The organism is Gryllotalpicola sp. CP2-P1 (assembly GCF_057512245.1).
This window is the reverse complement of sequence record NZ_JBLRDT010000040.1, coordinates 1-16736: the sequence shown is the minus strand read 5'-3', so window position 1 is coordinate 16736 and position 16736 is coordinate 1. Positions and strand designations below refer to the sequence as shown.

The 16736-nt window shown below is 70.1% G+C and carries 16 protein-coding genes and 1 pseudogene; 6 read left to right on the top strand and 11 right to left on the bottom strand.

Features of this window, described 5'->3' with window-relative positions; all coding sequences use genetic code 11:
• The 4 genes and pseudogenes from ACM2XV_RS05240 to hemQ form a co-directional block, all read right to left on the bottom strand.
• Positions 1–93: pseudogene (locus tag ACM2XV_RS05240) on the bottom strand (uroporphyrinogen-III synthase); the annotation flags it as partial.
• Entirely contained in the window at positions 90–1046 is a 957-nt protein-coding gene (hemC, locus tag ACM2XV_RS05235; RefSeq protein ID WP_344775680.1) for a hydroxymethylbilane synthase, read from the bottom strand. The gene hemC and the pseudogene ACM2XV_RS05240, both read right to left, overlap by 4 nt.
• Complete coding sequence (locus ACM2XV_RS05230; protein WP_487026194.1) at positions 1046–2140, bottom strand: ferrochelatase; 1095 nt, start codon at positions 2138–2140, stop codon at positions 1046–1048. The genes hemC and ACM2XV_RS05230 overlap by 1 nt, the downstream gene beginning before the upstream one ends.
• Complete coding sequence (gene hemQ, locus ACM2XV_RS05225; RefSeq protein WP_487026193.1) at positions 2137–2886, bottom strand: hydrogen peroxide-dependent heme synthase; 750 nt, start codon at positions 2884–2886, stop codon at positions 2137–2139. The genes ACM2XV_RS05230 and hemQ overlap by 4 nt, the downstream gene beginning before the upstream one ends.
• Positions 2887–3032: 146 nt before the next feature.
• On the opposite strand from hemQ, the gene ACM2XV_RS05220 reads away from it, so the two are divergent.
• Positions 3033–3317, top strand: coding sequence for a hypothetical protein (locus tag ACM2XV_RS05220; protein ID WP_344775686.1), 285 nt, complete (start codon positions 3033–3035; stop codon positions 3315–3317).
• A 93-nt stretch (positions 3318–3410) separates the two neighbouring features.
• Here ACM2XV_RS05220 and ACM2XV_RS05215 read toward each other — a convergent pair whose 3' ends face one another.
• Genes ACM2XV_RS05215 through hemE form a run of 5 tightly spaced genes read right to left on the bottom strand, consistent with a single transcriptional unit; the run spans position 3411 to position 7184 of the window.
• Positions 3411–3662 (bottom strand): hypothetical protein, encoded by a 252-nt coding sequence (locus tag ACM2XV_RS05215; RefSeq protein ID WP_344775688.1) that lies wholly within the window; start codon positions 3660–3662, stop codon positions 3411–3413.
• The gene (locus tag ACM2XV_RS05210) at positions 3652–4050 is read right to left on the bottom strand and encodes a phage holin family protein (RefSeq protein ID WP_344775690.1); all 399 of its coding nucleotides are present in this window, start codon (positions 4048–4050) and stop codon (positions 3652–3654) included. Before ACM2XV_RS05210 ends, ACM2XV_RS05215 begins: the two co-directional genes overlap by 11 nt.
• Before the next feature lie 10 nt (positions 4051–4060).
• Complete coding sequence (locus ACM2XV_RS05205) at positions 4061–4450, bottom strand: hypothetical protein (RefSeq protein WP_487026192.1); 390 nt, start codon at positions 4448–4450, stop codon at positions 4061–4063.
• A 47-nt stretch (positions 4451–4497) separates the two neighbouring features.
• Positions 4498–6009, bottom strand: a complete 1512-nt coding sequence (hemG, locus tag ACM2XV_RS05200) for a protoporphyrinogen oxidase (protein ID WP_487026191.1) — start codon at positions 6007–6009, stop codon at positions 4498–4500.
• Entirely contained in the window at positions 6006–7184 is a 1179-nt protein-coding gene (hemE, locus tag ACM2XV_RS05195) for a uroporphyrinogen decarboxylase (protein ID WP_487026190.1), read from the bottom strand. Before hemE ends, hemG begins: the two co-directional genes overlap by 4 nt.
• Positions 7185–7269: 85 nt before the next feature.
• Between hemE and ACM2XV_RS05190 the strand changes: the two genes are divergently transcribed.
• Together ACM2XV_RS05190 and ACM2XV_RS05185 are read left to right on the top strand one after the other, a co-directional pair.
• Entirely contained in the window at positions 7270–8595 is a 1326-nt protein-coding gene (locus ACM2XV_RS05190; RefSeq protein WP_487026189.1) for a glutamyl-tRNA reductase, read from the top strand.
• 54 nt (positions 8596–8649) lie between these two features.
• Positions 8650–9273: a GNAT family N-acetyltransferase gene (locus ACM2XV_RS05185; protein ID WP_487026188.1), complete on the top strand. Its 624-nt coding sequence runs from the start codon at positions 8650–8652 to the stop codon at positions 9271–9273.
• Between the two features lie 202 nt (positions 9274–9475).
• On the opposite strand, the gene ACM2XV_RS05180 is transcribed toward ACM2XV_RS05185, so the two are convergent.
• Positions 9476–10864, bottom strand: a complete 1389-nt coding sequence (locus ACM2XV_RS05180; protein ID WP_487026187.1) for a glycine--tRNA ligase — start codon at positions 10862–10864, stop codon at positions 9476–9478.
• 179 nt (positions 10865–11043) lie between these two features.
• Between ACM2XV_RS05180 and ACM2XV_RS05175 the strand changes: the two genes are divergently transcribed.
• Positions 11044–11955 carry a serine hydrolase gene (locus tag ACM2XV_RS05175; protein ID WP_487026186.1) on the top strand — a complete coding sequence of 304 codons (912 nt, stop codon included), beginning with the start codon at positions 11044–11046 and terminating at the stop codon, positions 11953–11955.
• Between the two features lie 175 nt (positions 11956–12130).
• On the opposite strand, the gene ACM2XV_RS05170 is transcribed toward ACM2XV_RS05175, so the two are convergent.
• Positions 12131–14104: a M13 family metallopeptidase gene (locus tag ACM2XV_RS05170; protein ID WP_487026185.1), complete on the bottom strand. Its 1974-nt coding sequence runs from the start codon at positions 14102–14104 to the stop codon at positions 12131–12133.
• A 95-nt stretch (positions 14105–14199) separates the two neighbouring features.
• Between ACM2XV_RS05170 and ACM2XV_RS05165 the strand changes: the two genes are divergently transcribed.
• The gene (locus ACM2XV_RS05165; protein WP_487026184.1) at positions 14200–15849 is read left to right on the top strand and encodes an ABC transporter substrate-binding protein; all 1650 of its coding nucleotides are present in this window, start codon (positions 14200–14202) and stop codon (positions 15847–15849) included.
• A partial coding sequence (locus ACM2XV_RS05160) for an ATP-binding cassette domain-containing protein (protein ID WP_487026183.1) occupies positions 15846–16736 on the top strand: 891 nt, incomplete at its 3' end. The genes ACM2XV_RS05165 and ACM2XV_RS05160, both read left to right, overlap by 4 nt.

Sequence of the window (16736 nt, the reverse complement as noted above, 5' to 3'; positions counted from 1 at the left end):
GGCGGCGACCGTGTCCCCCCAGGGGCCGCCCCGGGGCACGAGGACCCGCCAGCCGCCCAGCGGCTTCTGCGGGGTCGGGCGCGATTCGCTCATGCGAGCTCCTTCGCGCCGGCGTCGAGCAGTTCGGCGACGGTGCGCTGCGCGACCTCGGCCGCCGCGGTCAGCAGGTCGGCGGCCGACGTCGAGTCGAGAACCGCCGCGTGGCTCGCCGTGATCGACCGCGAGCCGTCGAGCGCGTACACCGTCGCCGTCAGGAAGAGCATGCCGTCGTCGACCATCGCCGTCGTCGCGACCGGCGCGGCGCAGCCCGCCTCGAGCCCGGCGAGCACGTCGCGCTCGGCGCGCACCGCCGCGCGCGTGGTCGCGTGGTCGATCTTCGCGAGGCCCTTCTGCAGGGCGCGGCTGAATGCCGTGCCGTCGGATGCCTGATCGGCCCGCACCTCGAGCGCGAGTGCCCCCTGCCCCGGCGCGGTCGGCCAGTCGGAGAGCGCGAATCGCTCCGTCACGGCATCCGCCTTGCCGAGCCGGTCGACCCCGGCGGCCGCCAGGATCACGGCGTCGACCTCGCCTGAGGACACCTTGCCGATGCGCGTGTCGATGTTGCCGCGGAAGTTCTCTTCGACCGCGAGGTCGGGGCGCAGCGCCTTCAGCTCGGCGATGCGCCGCGGCGAGCCGGTGCCCACCCGTGCCCCCTCTGGCAGCGTCTCGAGGGTGAGGCCGTCGCGCGCGACCAGCACGTCACGGGCATCCGCCCGCTTCGGCGTCGCCGCGATCGTGAGGCCCGGGTACGCCGCGGTGGGCAGATCCTTCAGGGAGTGCACGATCACGTCGACCTCGCCGCCGAGCAGCGCCTCGCGCAGCTCGGTCGCGAACACGCCCATGCCGCCCATGCTCGCGAGATTCGCCTTCGACGTGTCACCGTGCGTCGTGACGGTCACGAGCTCGAACTCGAGACCCGCGGCGCGGGCGAGGGCGCGCGCTGCCTGCTCGCTCTGGGCGAGCGCCAGCGCGCTGCCGCGCGTTCCGACGCGGATCGTGTCAGCCATCAGGCGGTTGCCCCCACCTTGGCGATGTAGGTGCCGACCGTCTCGTGGTCGGGCCAGGGGCCGAGCGCCGTGAGGTGCGGGCGCTGCTCGACCGGGGTGTCCTCGAGCCGCTCGACGATCAGGTCGACGAGGCCGGCGACGAAGGCCGGGTGCACGCCAGAGGTCGGCACGCGCTCGAAGGCGAAGCCCGCCTCGGCCGCGCTCTCCTTCGCCTCGTTGTCGAGATCCCAGAGCACCTCCATATGGTCGCTCACGAAGCCGAACGGCACGACGACGACCGCCGTGGTCGCGCCCTCGTCGTGCAGGTCGGCGATCACGTCGTTGATGTCGGGCTCGAGCCACGGCACGCGCGGGTCGCCCGAGCGCGACTGGTACACGAGCTTCCACGGCACCTGTGCGCCCGCGGCCTCATCGACGGCCTTCGAGATCACCTCGGCGAGCGCGAGGTGCTGCGCCTCGTAGGCGCCGTGCTCGCCGAACTCGGGGCCGGACGCCTTCGCGGCGGCGGTCGGAATCGAGTGCGTGGAGAAGAGGATGCGGATGCGCGCGGCCTCGTGTCCGGCATCCGTCAGGCGCCGCACAGCCGTCTGCGTGCCCTCGATGAGCGGCGTGACGAAGCCGGGGTGATCGAAGTACTCGCGGATGCGATCGATGGATGCCGTCTCGGTCAGCCCGTTCTCGGCGAGCGCCTTCTCGAAGTCCTCACGGTACTGGCCGACGCCCGAGTAGCTCGTGTACGCGCTCGTCACGAGCCCAAGCAGACGGGTGTGCCCGTTGGCGGCGGCCTCGGCGACGACATCCGTGAAATACGGCGCCCAGTTGCGGTTGCCCCAGTAGACGGGAAGGTCGATGCCGCGCTTGGCGAGCTCGCCCTCGAGCGCCGACTTCAGGGCGCGGTTCTGCGCGTTGATCGGGCTCACGCCGCCGAAGTGGCGGTAGTGGTGCGCGACCTCTTCGAGTCGCTCGTCGGGAACGCCGCGGCCCGCGGTCACATTGCGCAGGAAGGGGATGACGTCGTCCTGGCCCTCTGGCCCGCCGAAGCTCGACAGCAGGATCGCGTCGAAGGGATAGGAACCACTCACATGGTCGGTCAAGAAACAACCTCCGGGATTTCCGCCGTGACGATGCGTCGGCCGGTGAAGAACGGCACCTCTTCACGAACGTGCAAGCGCGCCTCTGTGTAGCGCAGCTCACGCATCATGTCGACGAGGTCCGACAGTTCGTCGGCCTCCATCGGCAGCAGCCACTCGTAGTCGCCGAGCGCGAACGCGGCGACCGTGTTGGCCAGCACGCCCCTGAACGCCGCGCCCTTGCGGCCGTGATCGGCGAGCATGCGCCGCCGATCCTCGTCAGGAAGCAGGTACCAGTCGTAGCTGCGGTTGAAGGGGTAGACCGTGATCCACTGCTTGGCGTCCTTGCCGCGAAGGAATCCCGGAATGTGGGCCTTGTTGAACTCCGCCGCGCGGTGAACGCCCATGGCGTTCCACGTGGGGAGCAGGTTCTTGAGAAGCGCGGTGCGGCGCAGCTCGCGCGCCACCGCCTGCAGTTCTTCGGGCGCGGGCCCCCAGATCCAGAACATGAGGTCGGCGTCGGCCTTGAGGCCGGAGACGTCGTAGAAGCCGCGCAGGGTGACCCCGCGGCCTGCCGCCGCCGCCACGACCTCGTCGAGCTCGCGAACCGCGGCGTCGAGATCGGATGCCTGTGCGGCGGTCGCCGCGTGTGCGGGGTCTCGGCGCAGGACCACCCAGAGCGTGTAGCCGTCGGGCTGAACCGGGGTCTGGTCGGCTGCGTCGTCGGGAGTCGGAGCGGATGCCGCCCCCGGAGCGGCCGAGTTCGTCATGGCTTCCAGTCTCTCCCTCGGGGGCCGCTGTTGAAAAATCGGGAGGCCTGAGAAGGCATCACATTCGGGTAACTCTGAGTGTGCGCACGGCCCGCTCGGGGCATTCATCGAATAAAAGCACGTCTAGGAGCGTTACTTCCACTGTTATGAGCACTGAGCGCACCCCGCAGACCGGCGGAGCGCCGAGGGTTCCTCGTCGTAGCCGTCGTCGCAAGAACATCGAATTCGTCGAGCACCTGACCGGACAGGAGCAGATGCTGATCACCTTCCCGTGGAGCAGACACCTCTCCGCGGCCGAACGCGAGGAGTTCGCCGACGCCCTCGCGAACCACCCGTCGTCGTTCAGCAACGCCCAGCTCGAGGCGCTGATCGTCTCGTGGAAGCGCCGGGCGCAGCTGGCGCAGGCGAAGGGCCAGGCCCGCGCGGCCTAGCCCTTCGCCACCCATCGAAGTCGTCGCCACGTCTCGCGGTCCCGGTTCCGCCGAACCGGCCGCACGTGGCGACGGCTTCTGCGTTGTGGGCTTCTAGTGCCGGCGCTTGACCAGGATGGTCACTCCGATGGCCACGATTCCCGCCGCGACGGCGCCGACGGCCGAGACGCCCGCGAGGAACCTGTTCGGGTCCTCCGCCCGCAGTCGCTTGATGCGCTTCGGAACGTTGACCTTGTCTTCGAGTTCGGAGAGGGCGGCGACGAGCTCGGCGCGGGCGCGCTCGACCTCGGTCTCCTTCTGCACGCCGCCGCGCTCCGCCGAGCGGCCGGTGTACTCATTCGTCATAGTCGCCGACTCCCTTCACGGCGTCGACATCGCGCTGAACGCTGCCGATCGTCTGCTTCGGCGTGGCCGACCCGATCTTCTTGAAGAACACGATGCCGACGATCACGAGGATCGCGATCAGGACCAAGAGGATGCCGGCCACGATCAGCGCCGCGAGCCACGGCGGCACGATCAGGCAGAACGCCAGGATCGCCGCCGCGATGAGCACCGGCACGAACAGCAGAAGCAGCAGCAACGCCCCGAAGAACATGCCGATGCCGATGCCGGCGACCTTGCCCTTCGCGATGAGCTCGGCCTTGAGCTGGTTGAGCTCGGCGCGAACGAGCGCGATGAACAGCTGAGGGAGCTCACTGATGAGCTCCGGAAGAGAACGTGCTCCCTGTGCCATGTGCAGCCGATCAGTCGAGCGGTTCCGCGGTCGACCGCAGCTCGGCATCCGATTCGCCGGACGCGGCGCGAGCCGCGGCGGTCCGCGCCGCCTGCGTGGCCGGTGCGCCCGCTGCCCGTGAGCTCGAACTCGAGCTCGGGGCTTTACCGGTCGCCTTGGTCTGGGCACGGTCGATCGCGACGTTCGTCACCTTGCGCACCCCGTCGAATACCGCGCCGGGAATATCTCCGATCTTGGCCGCGGCGAAGTCCTGAGCGGCATGCACCTGCTTCTGGATGCCCGGCGACTGCCAGACCTTGTTCGCGGCCGAGGCGATCTGCTCGTACCTCTTCCTGCCGGCCCGCGCGCCCAGCACGTAGCCGACGGCTAGCCCCGTCACGAAAAGCAGCTTGCCCTTCATCGACACCCCCGCGATCTGCTCGTTCGGTTTCTGATCAGGTTTCCAGCTCAGCTTCCTTGATCGGTCAGCTTTCGCCAGCGTAGCCCACGCAAGCGGGCCGCCGCCTCCCTGGCGTGGGGAATGACGGATGCCAGGCCGGTACCCGCGACCCAACCGCCCGTAACCTCGACCCCCGGCGTCTTCTCGACCGCGGCGCCGAGCGCGGCGAGCCGCTCGCGCTGCCCGACGGCCGCCAGCGGCTGCGCGTTCTGCCAGCGCACGCGGGCGAACCCGACCACCATGGATTCCGAAAGCGGAATATTCATCAGCGCTGCGGCGTCTTGCAGCGCGCGAGCACGGAGCGCGGCATCCGTCATCGTCACCGCGTCGTTGTCGCGGCCTGCGCGACCGTACGAGAGCCGGATGACATGGCGCCCCGCGGGCAACTGGTCGGCGACCCACGACCACTTCGCCGTGACGTGCGTCATCGCCTTCGCGGTGACGAACGCCGAGTCGACGCGGTCGCTGACGAGCAGGCCCGTGCCGCGCGGCGCCGCGTCGAGCTCGGACGCGTCGAGCACGAGGGTGACGAGCTCGACGCTGGTCGCCTCGGGCCACGGCGCGCGCAGGAGCGCCTCGAGCCCGCCCTCGTCGTCATCGACCAGCGCGGATGCCAGCAGCGGCAGCGCCTCGGCAGAGGGCGTGTCGATCAGCACGGCGTCGGCCGCGATGGGGTCCTCCTGCCCGGCGACGCGCACGAGGAACCGCTCCCCGTCGCGGGTGAGGCCGGTGACGCGCGCACCGGTGCGCAGCTCGACGCCGCGGCGGCGGGCATCCGTGATCACGGTGTACGCCAGGCGCCAGATTCCGCCCGAGATGCCCCCGACCGCCGACCCTGCCTTCGACGGGCCGCCCGCGCGCAGCTCGGCGACGGCGCCCGAGAGCGACCCCGTGCGGGTGAGCGCCGGGTTGAGCCCCGGGGCGGCGACGGCGACGTCGAGCTGGTCGGGTGCCGCCGAGTAGACGCCGGTGGTCACGGGGGCGACGAGGTTCTCGAGCACCGCGCGGCCCATGCGGCGCTGCACGAGCCGACCGAGGTTGCGCTCCTGGCCGATCTTGAGGGGCGGCAGCACGCGGTCGAGGTACGCGCGCAGCGCCCCGCGCCACCCGATCGCCGCGACGACGTCGCTCGCGAGCGGGGTGGCGGGGATGCCGAGCATGCCGCCCTTCGGCGTGGGCACCGCGCGGTCGGGCAGCTGCAGCCACGCGCCGGCGGGGTTGGGCTGCACCACCTGATCGCTCAGGTGCAGTTCGTCGATGAACGTCGCGACGTGGCCGCCGCGGGTGGCGAAGCTCTCTGCGCCGGCATCCACCGTCAGCTTCGATCCGTCGGCGAGCTCGAGGTCGAGGCGCTGCACCGATCCGCCGAGCTGGTCGGACGCCTCGAGCAGCGTCACCTCGAAACCGGGTCGCGCGAGGTCGCGCGCCGCAACGAGGCCGCCCATGCCGCCGCCGATGATGACGACGCGGGTCGGGTCATCGTTGATGAGGTGGTCGAGGCCCTCGTGAGGGTCGGTCATACAGGGTCTCCATTCGGCTCCGCCGAGTCGACCAGCGCGCTGTCTCCATTCGGCTTTGCCGAGTCGACCAGCGAGCTGTCTCCATTCGGCTTCGCCGAGTCGACCAGCGTGATGCTGTGCACGAGCTCGACGATGCGGGTGAGCACCGCCGGGTCGGTCGTGGGCGGCACGCCGTGACCCAGGTTCAGCACGTGGGCAGGCGCCGCCTGGCCCCGCCGCAGCACGTCGCGAACGTGCGCCTCGAGCACCGGCCACGGCGCCGCGAGCAGAGCGGGGTCGATATTGCCCTGCACGGGCACCATGCCGCCGAGGCGCCGCACGCCCTCGTCGAGCGGGATCCGCCAGTCGACGCCAACGACATCGGCCCCGACGTCGCGCATCGCGGGCAGCAGCTCGGCGGTCCCGACGCCGAAGTGCACCTTGGGCACCGAGAGATCGGCGATGTGCGACAGCGCGCGGGCGGAGGCGGGCGCGACGTGCGTCACATAGTCGGCGAGCGAGAGCGACCCTGCCCACGAGTCGAAGAGCTGGGCGGCGGATGCCCCCGCCAGAACCTGCGCGCGCAGGAAGAGCCCCGACGCGTCCGCGGCCCATGCCATGAGCGCGGCCCAGGCATCCGGGTCGGCGTGCATCAGGGTGCGCGCGGCGAGATGCTCCTTCGAGGGGCCGCCCTCGACCAGATAGGCCGCGAGCGTGAACGGCGCCCCCGCGAAGCCGATGAGCGGCGTAGACCCGTCGCCGATGCGGCCGAGGCCCTCCACCGTGCGGCGCACCCCGGCGGCCACCGGGGCGAGGTCGTCGACGGTCAGGGTGGGCAGCGCCGCGACATCCGCCGCGGTCCTCACGGGCTGCTCGAAGACCGGGCCGCGCCCAGGAACGATCTCGACCCCGACGCCCGCGAGCTTGAGGGGGATCACGATGTCGCTGTAGAAGATGGCCGCGTCGACGCCGTGGCGGCGCACGGGCTGCAGGGTGATCTCTGAGGCGATCTCGGGGTCGAGGCAGGACTCGAGCATCGTGTGCCCGCGGCGCACCTCGTGGTACTCGGGCAGGGAGCGGCCCGCCTGCCGCATGAACCACACCGGAGTCACGTCGGGTCGCACGCCGCGATAGGCGGAGATGAGGCGGGAGGCAGCAGGGGATGCTGCGGAGGGCGCGGCGGACTCAGAACTCACGCGCAGATTCTTCCAGTGTTGGCTGAGCACGGGCGCTGGGAGCCCGCCGGTGTTCTCATAGCAGCGCGGCGTAAGATCGGCAACCATGCTGTTCTGCTTCACTTCGAGTCACCGCACCGCGGGATTCGACCTGCTCGATCGACTCGAACGCGGCGCAGACGCTGTGATCGACGCGATCCGCGGGCAGCAGGCAGTGACCGGCTCGGTGGTGCTCGCCACGTGCAACCGCTTCGAGGCCTACCTCGACGTCGACCTCGAGAAGCTCGAGCTGCGCGACCACGCCGCCGCCGGTCTCATCGACCTCGTCGCCGACGCGGCGCAGGTCGCCCCAGACGAGCTGCGCGACGGCAGCCAGCTGATCGCGGGCGACGCCGTCGCCTCGCACCTCTTCTCGGTCTCGAGCGGCCTCGAATCCGTCGTCGTCGGCGAGGGCGAGATCGCCGGCCAGGTGCGCCGCGCCTACACGGCCGCCCGCAACTCCGGCGCCGTCACCCATGACCTCGAGCGCCTCTTCCAGACCGCCAGCCGCACGAGCCGCGGCGTCAAGAACACCACCGGCCTCATGACGCAGGGGCGCTCGATGGTGCGCCTCGCCCTCGACCTCGCCGAGAGCCGCTTCGCCGACTGGTCGGCCGTGCGCGTGCTGCTCGTCGGCACGGGGCGCTACGCCGCCGCCTCGCTTGCCGCGCTGCGCGACCGCGGAGTGACCGACGCCGCCGTCTGGAGCCGCACCGGCCGTGCGCGGTCGTTCGCGCTGAGCCACGGGATCGAGGCGGTGCCCGCCGACGGGCTGACCGCGGCCGTGGCATCCGCCGACCTCGTCATCACCTGCACCGTCTCGCCCGCGCTCGTCGTGACGCGTGACATCGTGAGCGACGCCCTCAGCGGCGCGAGCGACGCGCGGCGCCTGCTCGTCGTCGACCTCGGCCTGCCGCGCAACGTCGAGCCCGCCGTCGCCGAGGTCGAGCGCGTCGAGCTGCTCGACCTCGAGACGATCTCGCTGCACGCGCCGCTCGAGGAGCTGCAGGCGACCGATTCGGCCCGCGAGCTGGTCGGGGCGGCTGCCGCCGAGTTCGCCGCGAAGTCGGCCGAGCGCGATGTCGAGCCGGCCCTCGTGGCCCTGCGCCGGCACGTGTTCGAGAAGCTCGACGCCGAGATCGCGCGCGCGGCCTCGCGCGACGCGAACGGCGAGATCGAGCGGGCGCTGCGGCACTTCGCCGGCGTGCTCCTGCACACGCCGAGCGTGAAGGCCCGCGAGCTCGCGCGCGACGGCGACGCGGCGGCCTTCGTCGACGGCGTTGCCGCGGTGTTCGGCGTCGAGGCCGAGGGCGCCCTTGGCACAATCGGCGGCACAATAGCCGGTTCCGTTGCGCAGAACAACGTGGCAGAGACGGGCAGGGAAACGGCCTAGGCTGTCACTCGGGTGGGGTGCCCAGGCTCTGCCCGCACGGGAGGGAGTGCCACCATGACCGACACCATCGACCAGCCCGCGCCGGCGACGGTTCCGTTCGACGCCTGCATCATCACCACGGATCGGCTCGTACTGCGGCCCCTGACCATCGACGAGGCGGTGGCCGCCCACAGCGACTTCGCGCTCGCGAAGAAGGTCGTGAAGTACCTGCGCTGGGAAGTGCGCGACCACGACGACGAGAACAACGGCAACGCGTCGAAGCGCCTGATCCAGAGCGCCCGCATCAAAGACAAGGGCGACGGCCTCGCCTGGGCCGTCGAGTTCAAGCAGGCCGACGGCTTGCAGGGCGGCGAGATCGGCGACGTGGCGCTCTTCGCCAAGAGCATCCGCAACGCCCAGTTCGAGATCGGCTGGGTCTTCCACCCCGCGATCCACGGTCGCGGGCTCGCGACCGAGGCGACGGCCGCCGTGCTCGACTGCGCGTTCGACCAGATGGGCGCGCACCGCGTCTATGCCGAGTTGGATGCCCGCAACGAGGCATCCGCCCGCCTGTGCGCCATCCACGGCATGCGCCAGGAGGCGCTGCTCAAGGAGCGCGAGATCGTCGACGGCGAGTGGCACGACGTGGCCATCTACGCGATCACGGCCGAGGAGTGGCGCGCGCACAAGGCCAAGTAGCCCCGCGCCCTTCGCCGGTCGACTCAGCGCCTTGCGCCGGTCGACTCAGCGCCTTGCGCCGGTCGACTCAGCGCCTTGCGCCGGTCGACTCAGCGCCTTGCGCCGGTCGACTCAGCGAAGCCGAATGGAGACCAGACGCGGCGACCTCCGCTGATCTCCGTTCGCCGCAGGCGGCGAGTCGATCAGCGGCGGGCGCCCGTCTTTACGCCCCGACGAGGCGCTTGGCCAGGTAGGCCTTGAGGCCGGCGACCGGCACGCGCTCCTGCTGCATCGTGTCGCGATCGCGCACGGTCACGGCATCGTCCTCGAGCGAGTCGAAGTCGACCGTGACGCAGTACGGGGTGCCGATCTCGTCCTGTCGGCGGTAGCGGCGGCCGATCGCCTGCGTCTCGTCGTAGTCGACGTTCCAGTCGCCGCGCAGCTCGTCGGCGATCCTCTGCGCGAGGGGCGTCAGCGTCTCCTTCTTCGACAGCGGCAGCACGGCCACCTTGAAGGGCGCGAGGCGCGGGTCGAGGCGCAGCACGGTGCGGGTCTCGGTGCCGCCCTTCGCGGTCGGCACCTCCTCCTCGTCGTACGCCGACAGCAGGAAGGCCATGAGCGAGCGGGTGAGGCCGAACGACGGCTCGATGACATACGGCGTCCAGCGCTCGTTGGTCGTCGGGTCGAAGTACGACAGGTCGCGGCCGGAGACCGCGGCGTGGCTCTTCAGGTCGAAGTCGGTGCGGTTCGCGATGCCCATGAGCTCACCCCACGGCTCGCCCTCGAAGCCGAAGTCGTACTCGACGTCGATCGTGCGGTCGCTGTAGTGCGCGCGGTCGCCGTCTGGCACGTCGAAGAGGCGGATGCTGTCGCGCGAGACGCCAAGGTCGACGAACCAGTTCACGCAGTCCTCGACCCACTTCTCGAAGTGCGCGGGCGCCTCGGCCGGCGGCACGAAGTACTCGATCTCCATCTGCTCGAACTCGCGGGTGCGGAAGATGAAGTTCCCGGGCGTGATCTCGTTGCGGAAGGCCTTCCCGATCTGGCCGACGCCGAACGGCGGCTTCTTGCGGCTCGTCTGCAGCAGGTTCAGGAAGTTCGTGAAGATGCCCTGCGCGGTCTCCGGCCGCAGGTAGGCGAGGCCCGACTCGTCTTCGACGACGCCGAGGTAGGTCTTGAGCATGCCGTTGAACTGGCGGATCGGCGTCCACTGCCCGACGACCTTCGGGTTGTCGGGGTCGGGGATGTCGTCGAGGCCGTTCACGGGCGGGTGCCCGTGCTCCTTCTCGTAGGCCTCGAAGAGGTGGTCGGCGCGGTAGCGCTTGTGGGTCACGAGCGACTCGGTGAGCGGGTCGTTGAAGGTCGCCAGGTGACCGGATGCCTCCCACGTCTTCGGGGGCAGGATGACCGACGAGTCGAGCCCGATCATGTCGCCGCGGCCGCGCACGAAGGTCTTCCACCACTGCCGCTTGATGTTCTCTTTGAGCTCGGTGCCGAGGGGGCCGTAGTCCCACGCGCTGCGGGTTCCGCCGTAGATCTCGCCCGACTGGAACACGAAGCCGCGGTGCTGCGCGAGGGCGATGACGGACTCGAGACGGGACTGTTCGGCCATGGGCGGTTCTCCTGGAGGGACGGTGCAGATGAACCCCGCGAGGGGAATCCGGTCGATTCTACCGGGGCGCCCTCGCGCGGCCGTCTGGCACGTGATTTGGGGGGCCCGGAAGCACATATGATCGACACATCAGGGGAGGGGGCCCGGTGTTCCATCGTCCAGAGGGAGATCTGCGCACCATGTCCTCCGCTGCCCAGCAGGCCTCAGGCCGACGCGCCCGCCACACCGCCGTGGCCGTGGGCCGGCACCGCGGCGAGGATCTCTCCGACAGCTTCGAGCGCGGGTTCGCGGCGCTCGCCGAGCTCGCTCTCGCCGGCGTCCAGGTCTCTGCGCGCGCGGTCGACCTCGCCTCTGGCCAGGTGCTCTTCTCGGTGGACGACCACGTCGTCATGCCGACCGCGTCCATCGGCAAGGTTCTGCTGCTGATCGAGGTGGCCGCGCAGCTCGAGCAGCGCCAGGTGAGCGGGCTGACCCTGCTCGACCGCGAGGCAAGGGATGCCGTCGGGGACTCGGGCGTGTGGCAGCACCTCGCCGTGCCGTCGCTGCCCCTCGCGGACCTCGCGGCGCTCGTCGGTGCCACGAGCGACAACCTCGCGACGAACGTGCTGCTGCGGCGCATCGGCCTCGAAGCCGTCGGCGCGCGCACCGAGCAGCTCGGCCTCACCCGCACCGCGCTGCTCGATCTCGTGCGCGACCACCGCGGCCCCGACGACGCGCCGCAGCTCTCGATCGGCTCGGCGTCCGAGCTCACGTGGCTGTTCGCGGCGCTCGCGCGCGGCGAGATCGTCGACCAGGCGACGAGCCAGCGGGTCGTGCAGTGGCTCTCGCTCAACTCCGACCTGACCATGGTCGCGGCCTCGTTCGGGCTCGACCCCCTCGCGCACCGCGGCGCCGATCACGGCATCCTGCTCGTCAACAAGACCGGCACCGACAACGGCGTGCGCAGCGAGGTCGGCGTGCTGCGCGGCCCACGGGCGGGCGTCGCGTATGCCGTCTCGATGTACTTCGACGACTCGGGCCTGCCGGCGCGGCTGCGCGTGCTCGAGGGCATGCGCACCTTCGGCCTCGATCTGCTCGAGTACGTGCACTGACCGCCCAGCCGGTGGTCGAGTAGCGACGAAGGAGCGTATCGAGACCCTCTCCTTGCGCTCCCTGCGAGAAGAGGGTCTGGTCTCGATACGCGCTGCACGCTACTCGACCCGGCGGATACGGTCGCAGAGCGACCTACTCGACCAGCGGAGCGGGGCGGAGCAGAGCGGGGCGACGTCACCAGATGGTGACGCGCTGCTCCTTCGGCAGGTAGAGGTCGTCGGACTCCTGCACGTCGAACGCCGCGTAGAACTCGTCGATGTTGCGCACGATCTGGTTGCAGCGGAACTCGTTCGGCGAGTGCGGGTCGATCGTGAGCAGCCGGATCACCTCTTCGTCGCGCCCCTTCTGCTGCCACGCCTGCGCCCACGACAGGAAGAAGCGCTGCGCGCCCGTGAGGCCGTCGATGACGGGCGACGGCGCACCGCCGAGCGAGCGCACGTATGCCTTCCACGCGATGCCCAGGCCGCCGAGGTCGCCGATGTTCTCGCCGATCGTGAGCGCGCCGTTCACGTGCGGCGAGCCCTCGGGCAGCTGCGCCGGCGTGAGCGCGTTGTACTGCTCGATGAGAGCGCCGGTCAGCTTCTCGAACGCCTGGCGGTCGGCATCCGTCCACCACGACTCGAGCTTGCCGTCGCCGTCGAACTTCGAGCCCTGGTCGTCGAAGCCGTGCCCGATCTCGTGGCCGATGACGGCGCCGATCGCGCCGTAGTTCGCGGCCGCGTCGCGGGCGGGGTCGAAGAACGGGAACTGCAGGATCGCGGCGGGGAACACGATCTCGTTGAACCCGGGGTTGTAGTAGGCGTTGATCGTCTGCGGGGTCATGAACCACTCGTCGCGATCGATCGGCTTGCCGATCTTCGACAGCTCGCGGTGGAACTCGAACGCCGAGATGGCGCGCACGTTGGCGATGAGGTCGGTCGGGTCGACGTGCAGCGCCGAGTAGTCGCGCCACTTCACGGGGTAGCCGATCTTCGGCGTGAACTTGTCGAGCTTCTCGAGCGCGCGCTTCTTCGTGTCGTCGCCCATCCAGGACAGCGAGCGGATGCTGTCGCGGTACGCCTCGATGAGGTTGGTGACCAGCTCGTCCATCTGCGCCTTCGACTCTTCGGGGAAATGGCGCGCGACGTATTCGCGGCCGACCGCTTCGCCCATGCCGCCCTCGACGAACGAGACCCCGCGCTTCCAGCGCTCGCGCAGCTGCGGGGTGCCCGTCAGGGTGCGGCCGTAGAAGTCGAAGTTGGCGTTGACGAAGTCGGAGCTGAGGTAGGGCGCACGGGCGTGGATGACCTGCCAGGTCTGCCAGTCCTTCCATGCGCCGAGCCGGTCGGCGGTGAGCAGCCCGGCGAGGCCGGCGGTGAACGACGGCTGCCGCAGCACGACCTCGCGCAGCGAGCCGTGCGGCGCCTTCAGGGCGTCGAGCCAGAGCTGCAGGTCGGCGCCCTCGGAGCTCGCGAGGCCCTTCACGTCCTGCCACGCGAACAGGTTGTAGGTCTTCTCGCTGTCGCGCGACTTCACGTTGTCCCAGTGGTGCTTCGCGATCTCGGTCTCGAGAGCGAACACGTTCTCGGCCCGGCGCGCGGCATCCGGCACGCCCGCCAGCTCGAACATCGTCTGCACGTGCGTGCAGAACGCCTTGCGGATGCCGGCGAAGGTCTCTTCCCGGTAGTACGACTCGTCCGGCAGCGAGAGCCCGGCCTGTTCGAAGAAGACGAGGTAGCGCTCGGGGTCGCCCGGGTCGTTGTCCACGAACAGCTGATAGAGGCCGCCCACGCCGTTGCGCTCGAAGTGCGCGAGCGTCTCGAGGAACTGCCCGATGGAGTGGACGTTGTCGATCATCGCGAGCGAGCTCGCGAGCGGCGCGGCGCCCAGCTGCTCGATGCGCTCGGTGTCCATGAAGCTCGTGAACAGGTCGCCGAACTTGCGCGCCTCGGTGCCGGGCTCGGCGTGCTGGGCCTCGGCGATGATGTCGCGCACGGCCTTCTCGGCCTCTTCCGCGAGGAGGTAGAAGGAGCCCCAGCGCGCCTTGTCGGCGGGGATCTCGGTGCGCTCGAGCCACGTGCCGTTCACGTGCCGGAACAGGTCGTCCTGCGGGCGGATGTCGGGGTCGAGTTCCTCGAGCTTGATGCCGGAGACGGGAGCGTCGGTCATGGTCCCCACCCTAGTGAGAGCCCAGGGCCCGGGCGTGTGACGAAATGTAACGCTCGGCGTCTTCATATACGAACGTATCGGCTGAGAGTGGAGGGATGCGTAGATTCACGACCGCCGCGGCGGCCGCAGCCGTCGCAGCCGCTCTGGTCCTCACCGGCTGCTCCTCCAACGGAAGCTCGAACTCCTCGAAGTCCGGCGGCACCCTGACCCTGCTCACCCCGGCCAGCACCGTTTCGCTCGACCCCGCGTCGAGCCAGAATCTGGCGACCACGACGCTCGGCCTCATCGACCGTCGTCTGACGACGTGGGAGGTGAAGCCCGGCCAGGACGCCAAGGTCGTGCCCGATCTCGCGACGAACACAGGCGACGTGAGCGACGGCGGCAAGACCTGGACCTACCACCTGAAGAGCGGCCTCAAGTTCTCGGACGGCTCCCCCGTCACGAGCGAAGACATCAAGTACGGCATCGAGCGCTCGTTCAGCGACCAGCTGCAGGGCGGTCTGAGCTATCACAAGACCCTGCTGGTGGGCGGCAGCAGCTACAAGGGCCCCTTCGACGGCAAGAGCCTCGACTCGATCGAGACCCCCGACGACAAGACCATCGTGTTCCACCTCGACAAGCCGTTCGGCGACTGGCCCTGGATCGCGTCGATGCCGGCGTTCTCGCCGGTGAAGGAGTCGAACGGCGCCCCCGCGAGCTACTCCAAGGCGCCGATCACGACCGGCCCCTACAAGGTCGAGAGCATCAAGGACGGCACCTCGCTCACGCTCACGCGCAACAAGTACTGGAGCAAGAAGACCGACTCGGTGCGCACCGCGTCGGCCGACAAGGTGGTCTTCCAGGAGAGCCAGAACCAGTCGACCGCCGTGCAGAACCTGATCAACGGCACCGGGCAGTACAAGAGCGCGTTCGACGTGCAGTACCTCGGGGCATCCGATCTGGCATCCGTGACCCACAACGCCGCGGCGAAGTCGCGGCTCGCAACGTCCAAGGCGGGCCCGATCCAGTACCTGTCGCTGAACACGCAGAAGGGCGACCTCAAGAACCTCAAGGTGCGCCAGGCGATCGAGTACGCCGTCGACAAGCAGTCCTACCTCGTCGCCTCGGGCGGTGAGCAGGCGGGGGTGCTCGCGAGCACGCTCATCACGCCCGGCATCGCGGGACGCGTCGACTACGACCTCTACAAGGCGCCCGCCTCGGGCGACGTCAGCAAGGCGAGGGCCCTTCTCGGCGAGGCCGGCGCGAGCTCGCTGAAGCTCACGCTGCTCACGCAGAACGACGCGGCGTCGCTCGCGCAGGCGCAGGCCATTCAGCAGGGGCTGAAGCGGGCGAACATCACCGTGACCCTCAAGACCGAGGACGCCGACTCGTTCTACACCGACGTCGCCGTCAGCCACCCGAGCTTCGACCTGGCGCTGATGAGCTGGCAGCCCGACTTCCCGTCGGCGAACTCGAACATCTCGCCGCTGTTCGACTCGAGCCAGATCGGCAACGGCAACTTCAACGTGTCGCAGTACTCGAACCCCGCTGTCGACGCGGCGATCGCCACGGCGCAGGCCGAGGTCGACCAGAAGAAGGCGCAGGCCGACTGGGCCGCGATCGACAAGCAGATCATGGCCGACGCGCCCGTCGTGCCCCTGATCTACGCGAAGCAGTCCTTCCTGCGCGGCGCGGGGGTCGGGAACTTCTTCATCCCGTCCTTCCCCGCCTACCCGGACTACCGGACCGTCACACTGGAGAAGTGAGTCCGACCAGCCCCGCACCGGTTCTCTCCGTTCGGGACCTCTCAGTTTCGTTCTCCGCAGGAGACGCCGCGGGCACTGCCGAAGCCGGCCGAGTCGTCGACTCGGTCGGCTTCGACCTTGCCCCCGGCCGCGTGCTCGCCGTCGTCGGCGAGTCCGGCTCGGGCAAGTCGGTGACGGCCATGAGCGTGCTCGGCCTGCTTCCCGACAGCGCGACGGTCACGGGCAGCGTGCGCCTCGAGGGCCGCGAGCTGATCGGGGCGCCGGCGGCCGAACTGCGGGCGGTGCGCGGCGGCCGCATCGGCACCGTCTTCCAGGAGCCGATGAGCGCCTTCGACCCCGTCTACACCATCGGGCAGCAGATCGCCGAGGCGATCAGGGTGCACCGGCCCGGGGTGCGGGGGCGCGCCCTGCGCGAGCGCGTGCACGAGCTGCTGCGCTCGGTCGGCCTGTCTGAGGCGCACCGCATCGCGGCGTCGCACCCGCACGAGCTCTCGGGCGGCCAGCTGCAGCGCTCGATGATCGCGATGGCGATCAGCTGCGACCCGGTCGCGATCATCGCCGACGAGCCGACGACGGCCCTCGACGTGACGGTGCAGGCCGGCATCCTCGACCTGCTGCGCGCGCTGCGCGACGAGCGGGGCACCGCGATCCTGCTCATCACGCACGACATGGGCGTCGTCGCCGACCTCGCCGACGACGTGCTCGTGATGCGCCGCGGCGAGGCACTCGAGTCGGGCCCCGTCGCCGACGTGTTCGACCGGCCGCGCTCCGATTACACGCGCGGCCTGCTGGCCGCCGTGCCCACGCTGACCGAGTTGAGCGAGACGGATGCTCCGGCCGGCCAGCAGCCCGCGCAGAAGACGCCCGCCGGCCCGGTGTCTGCGGCG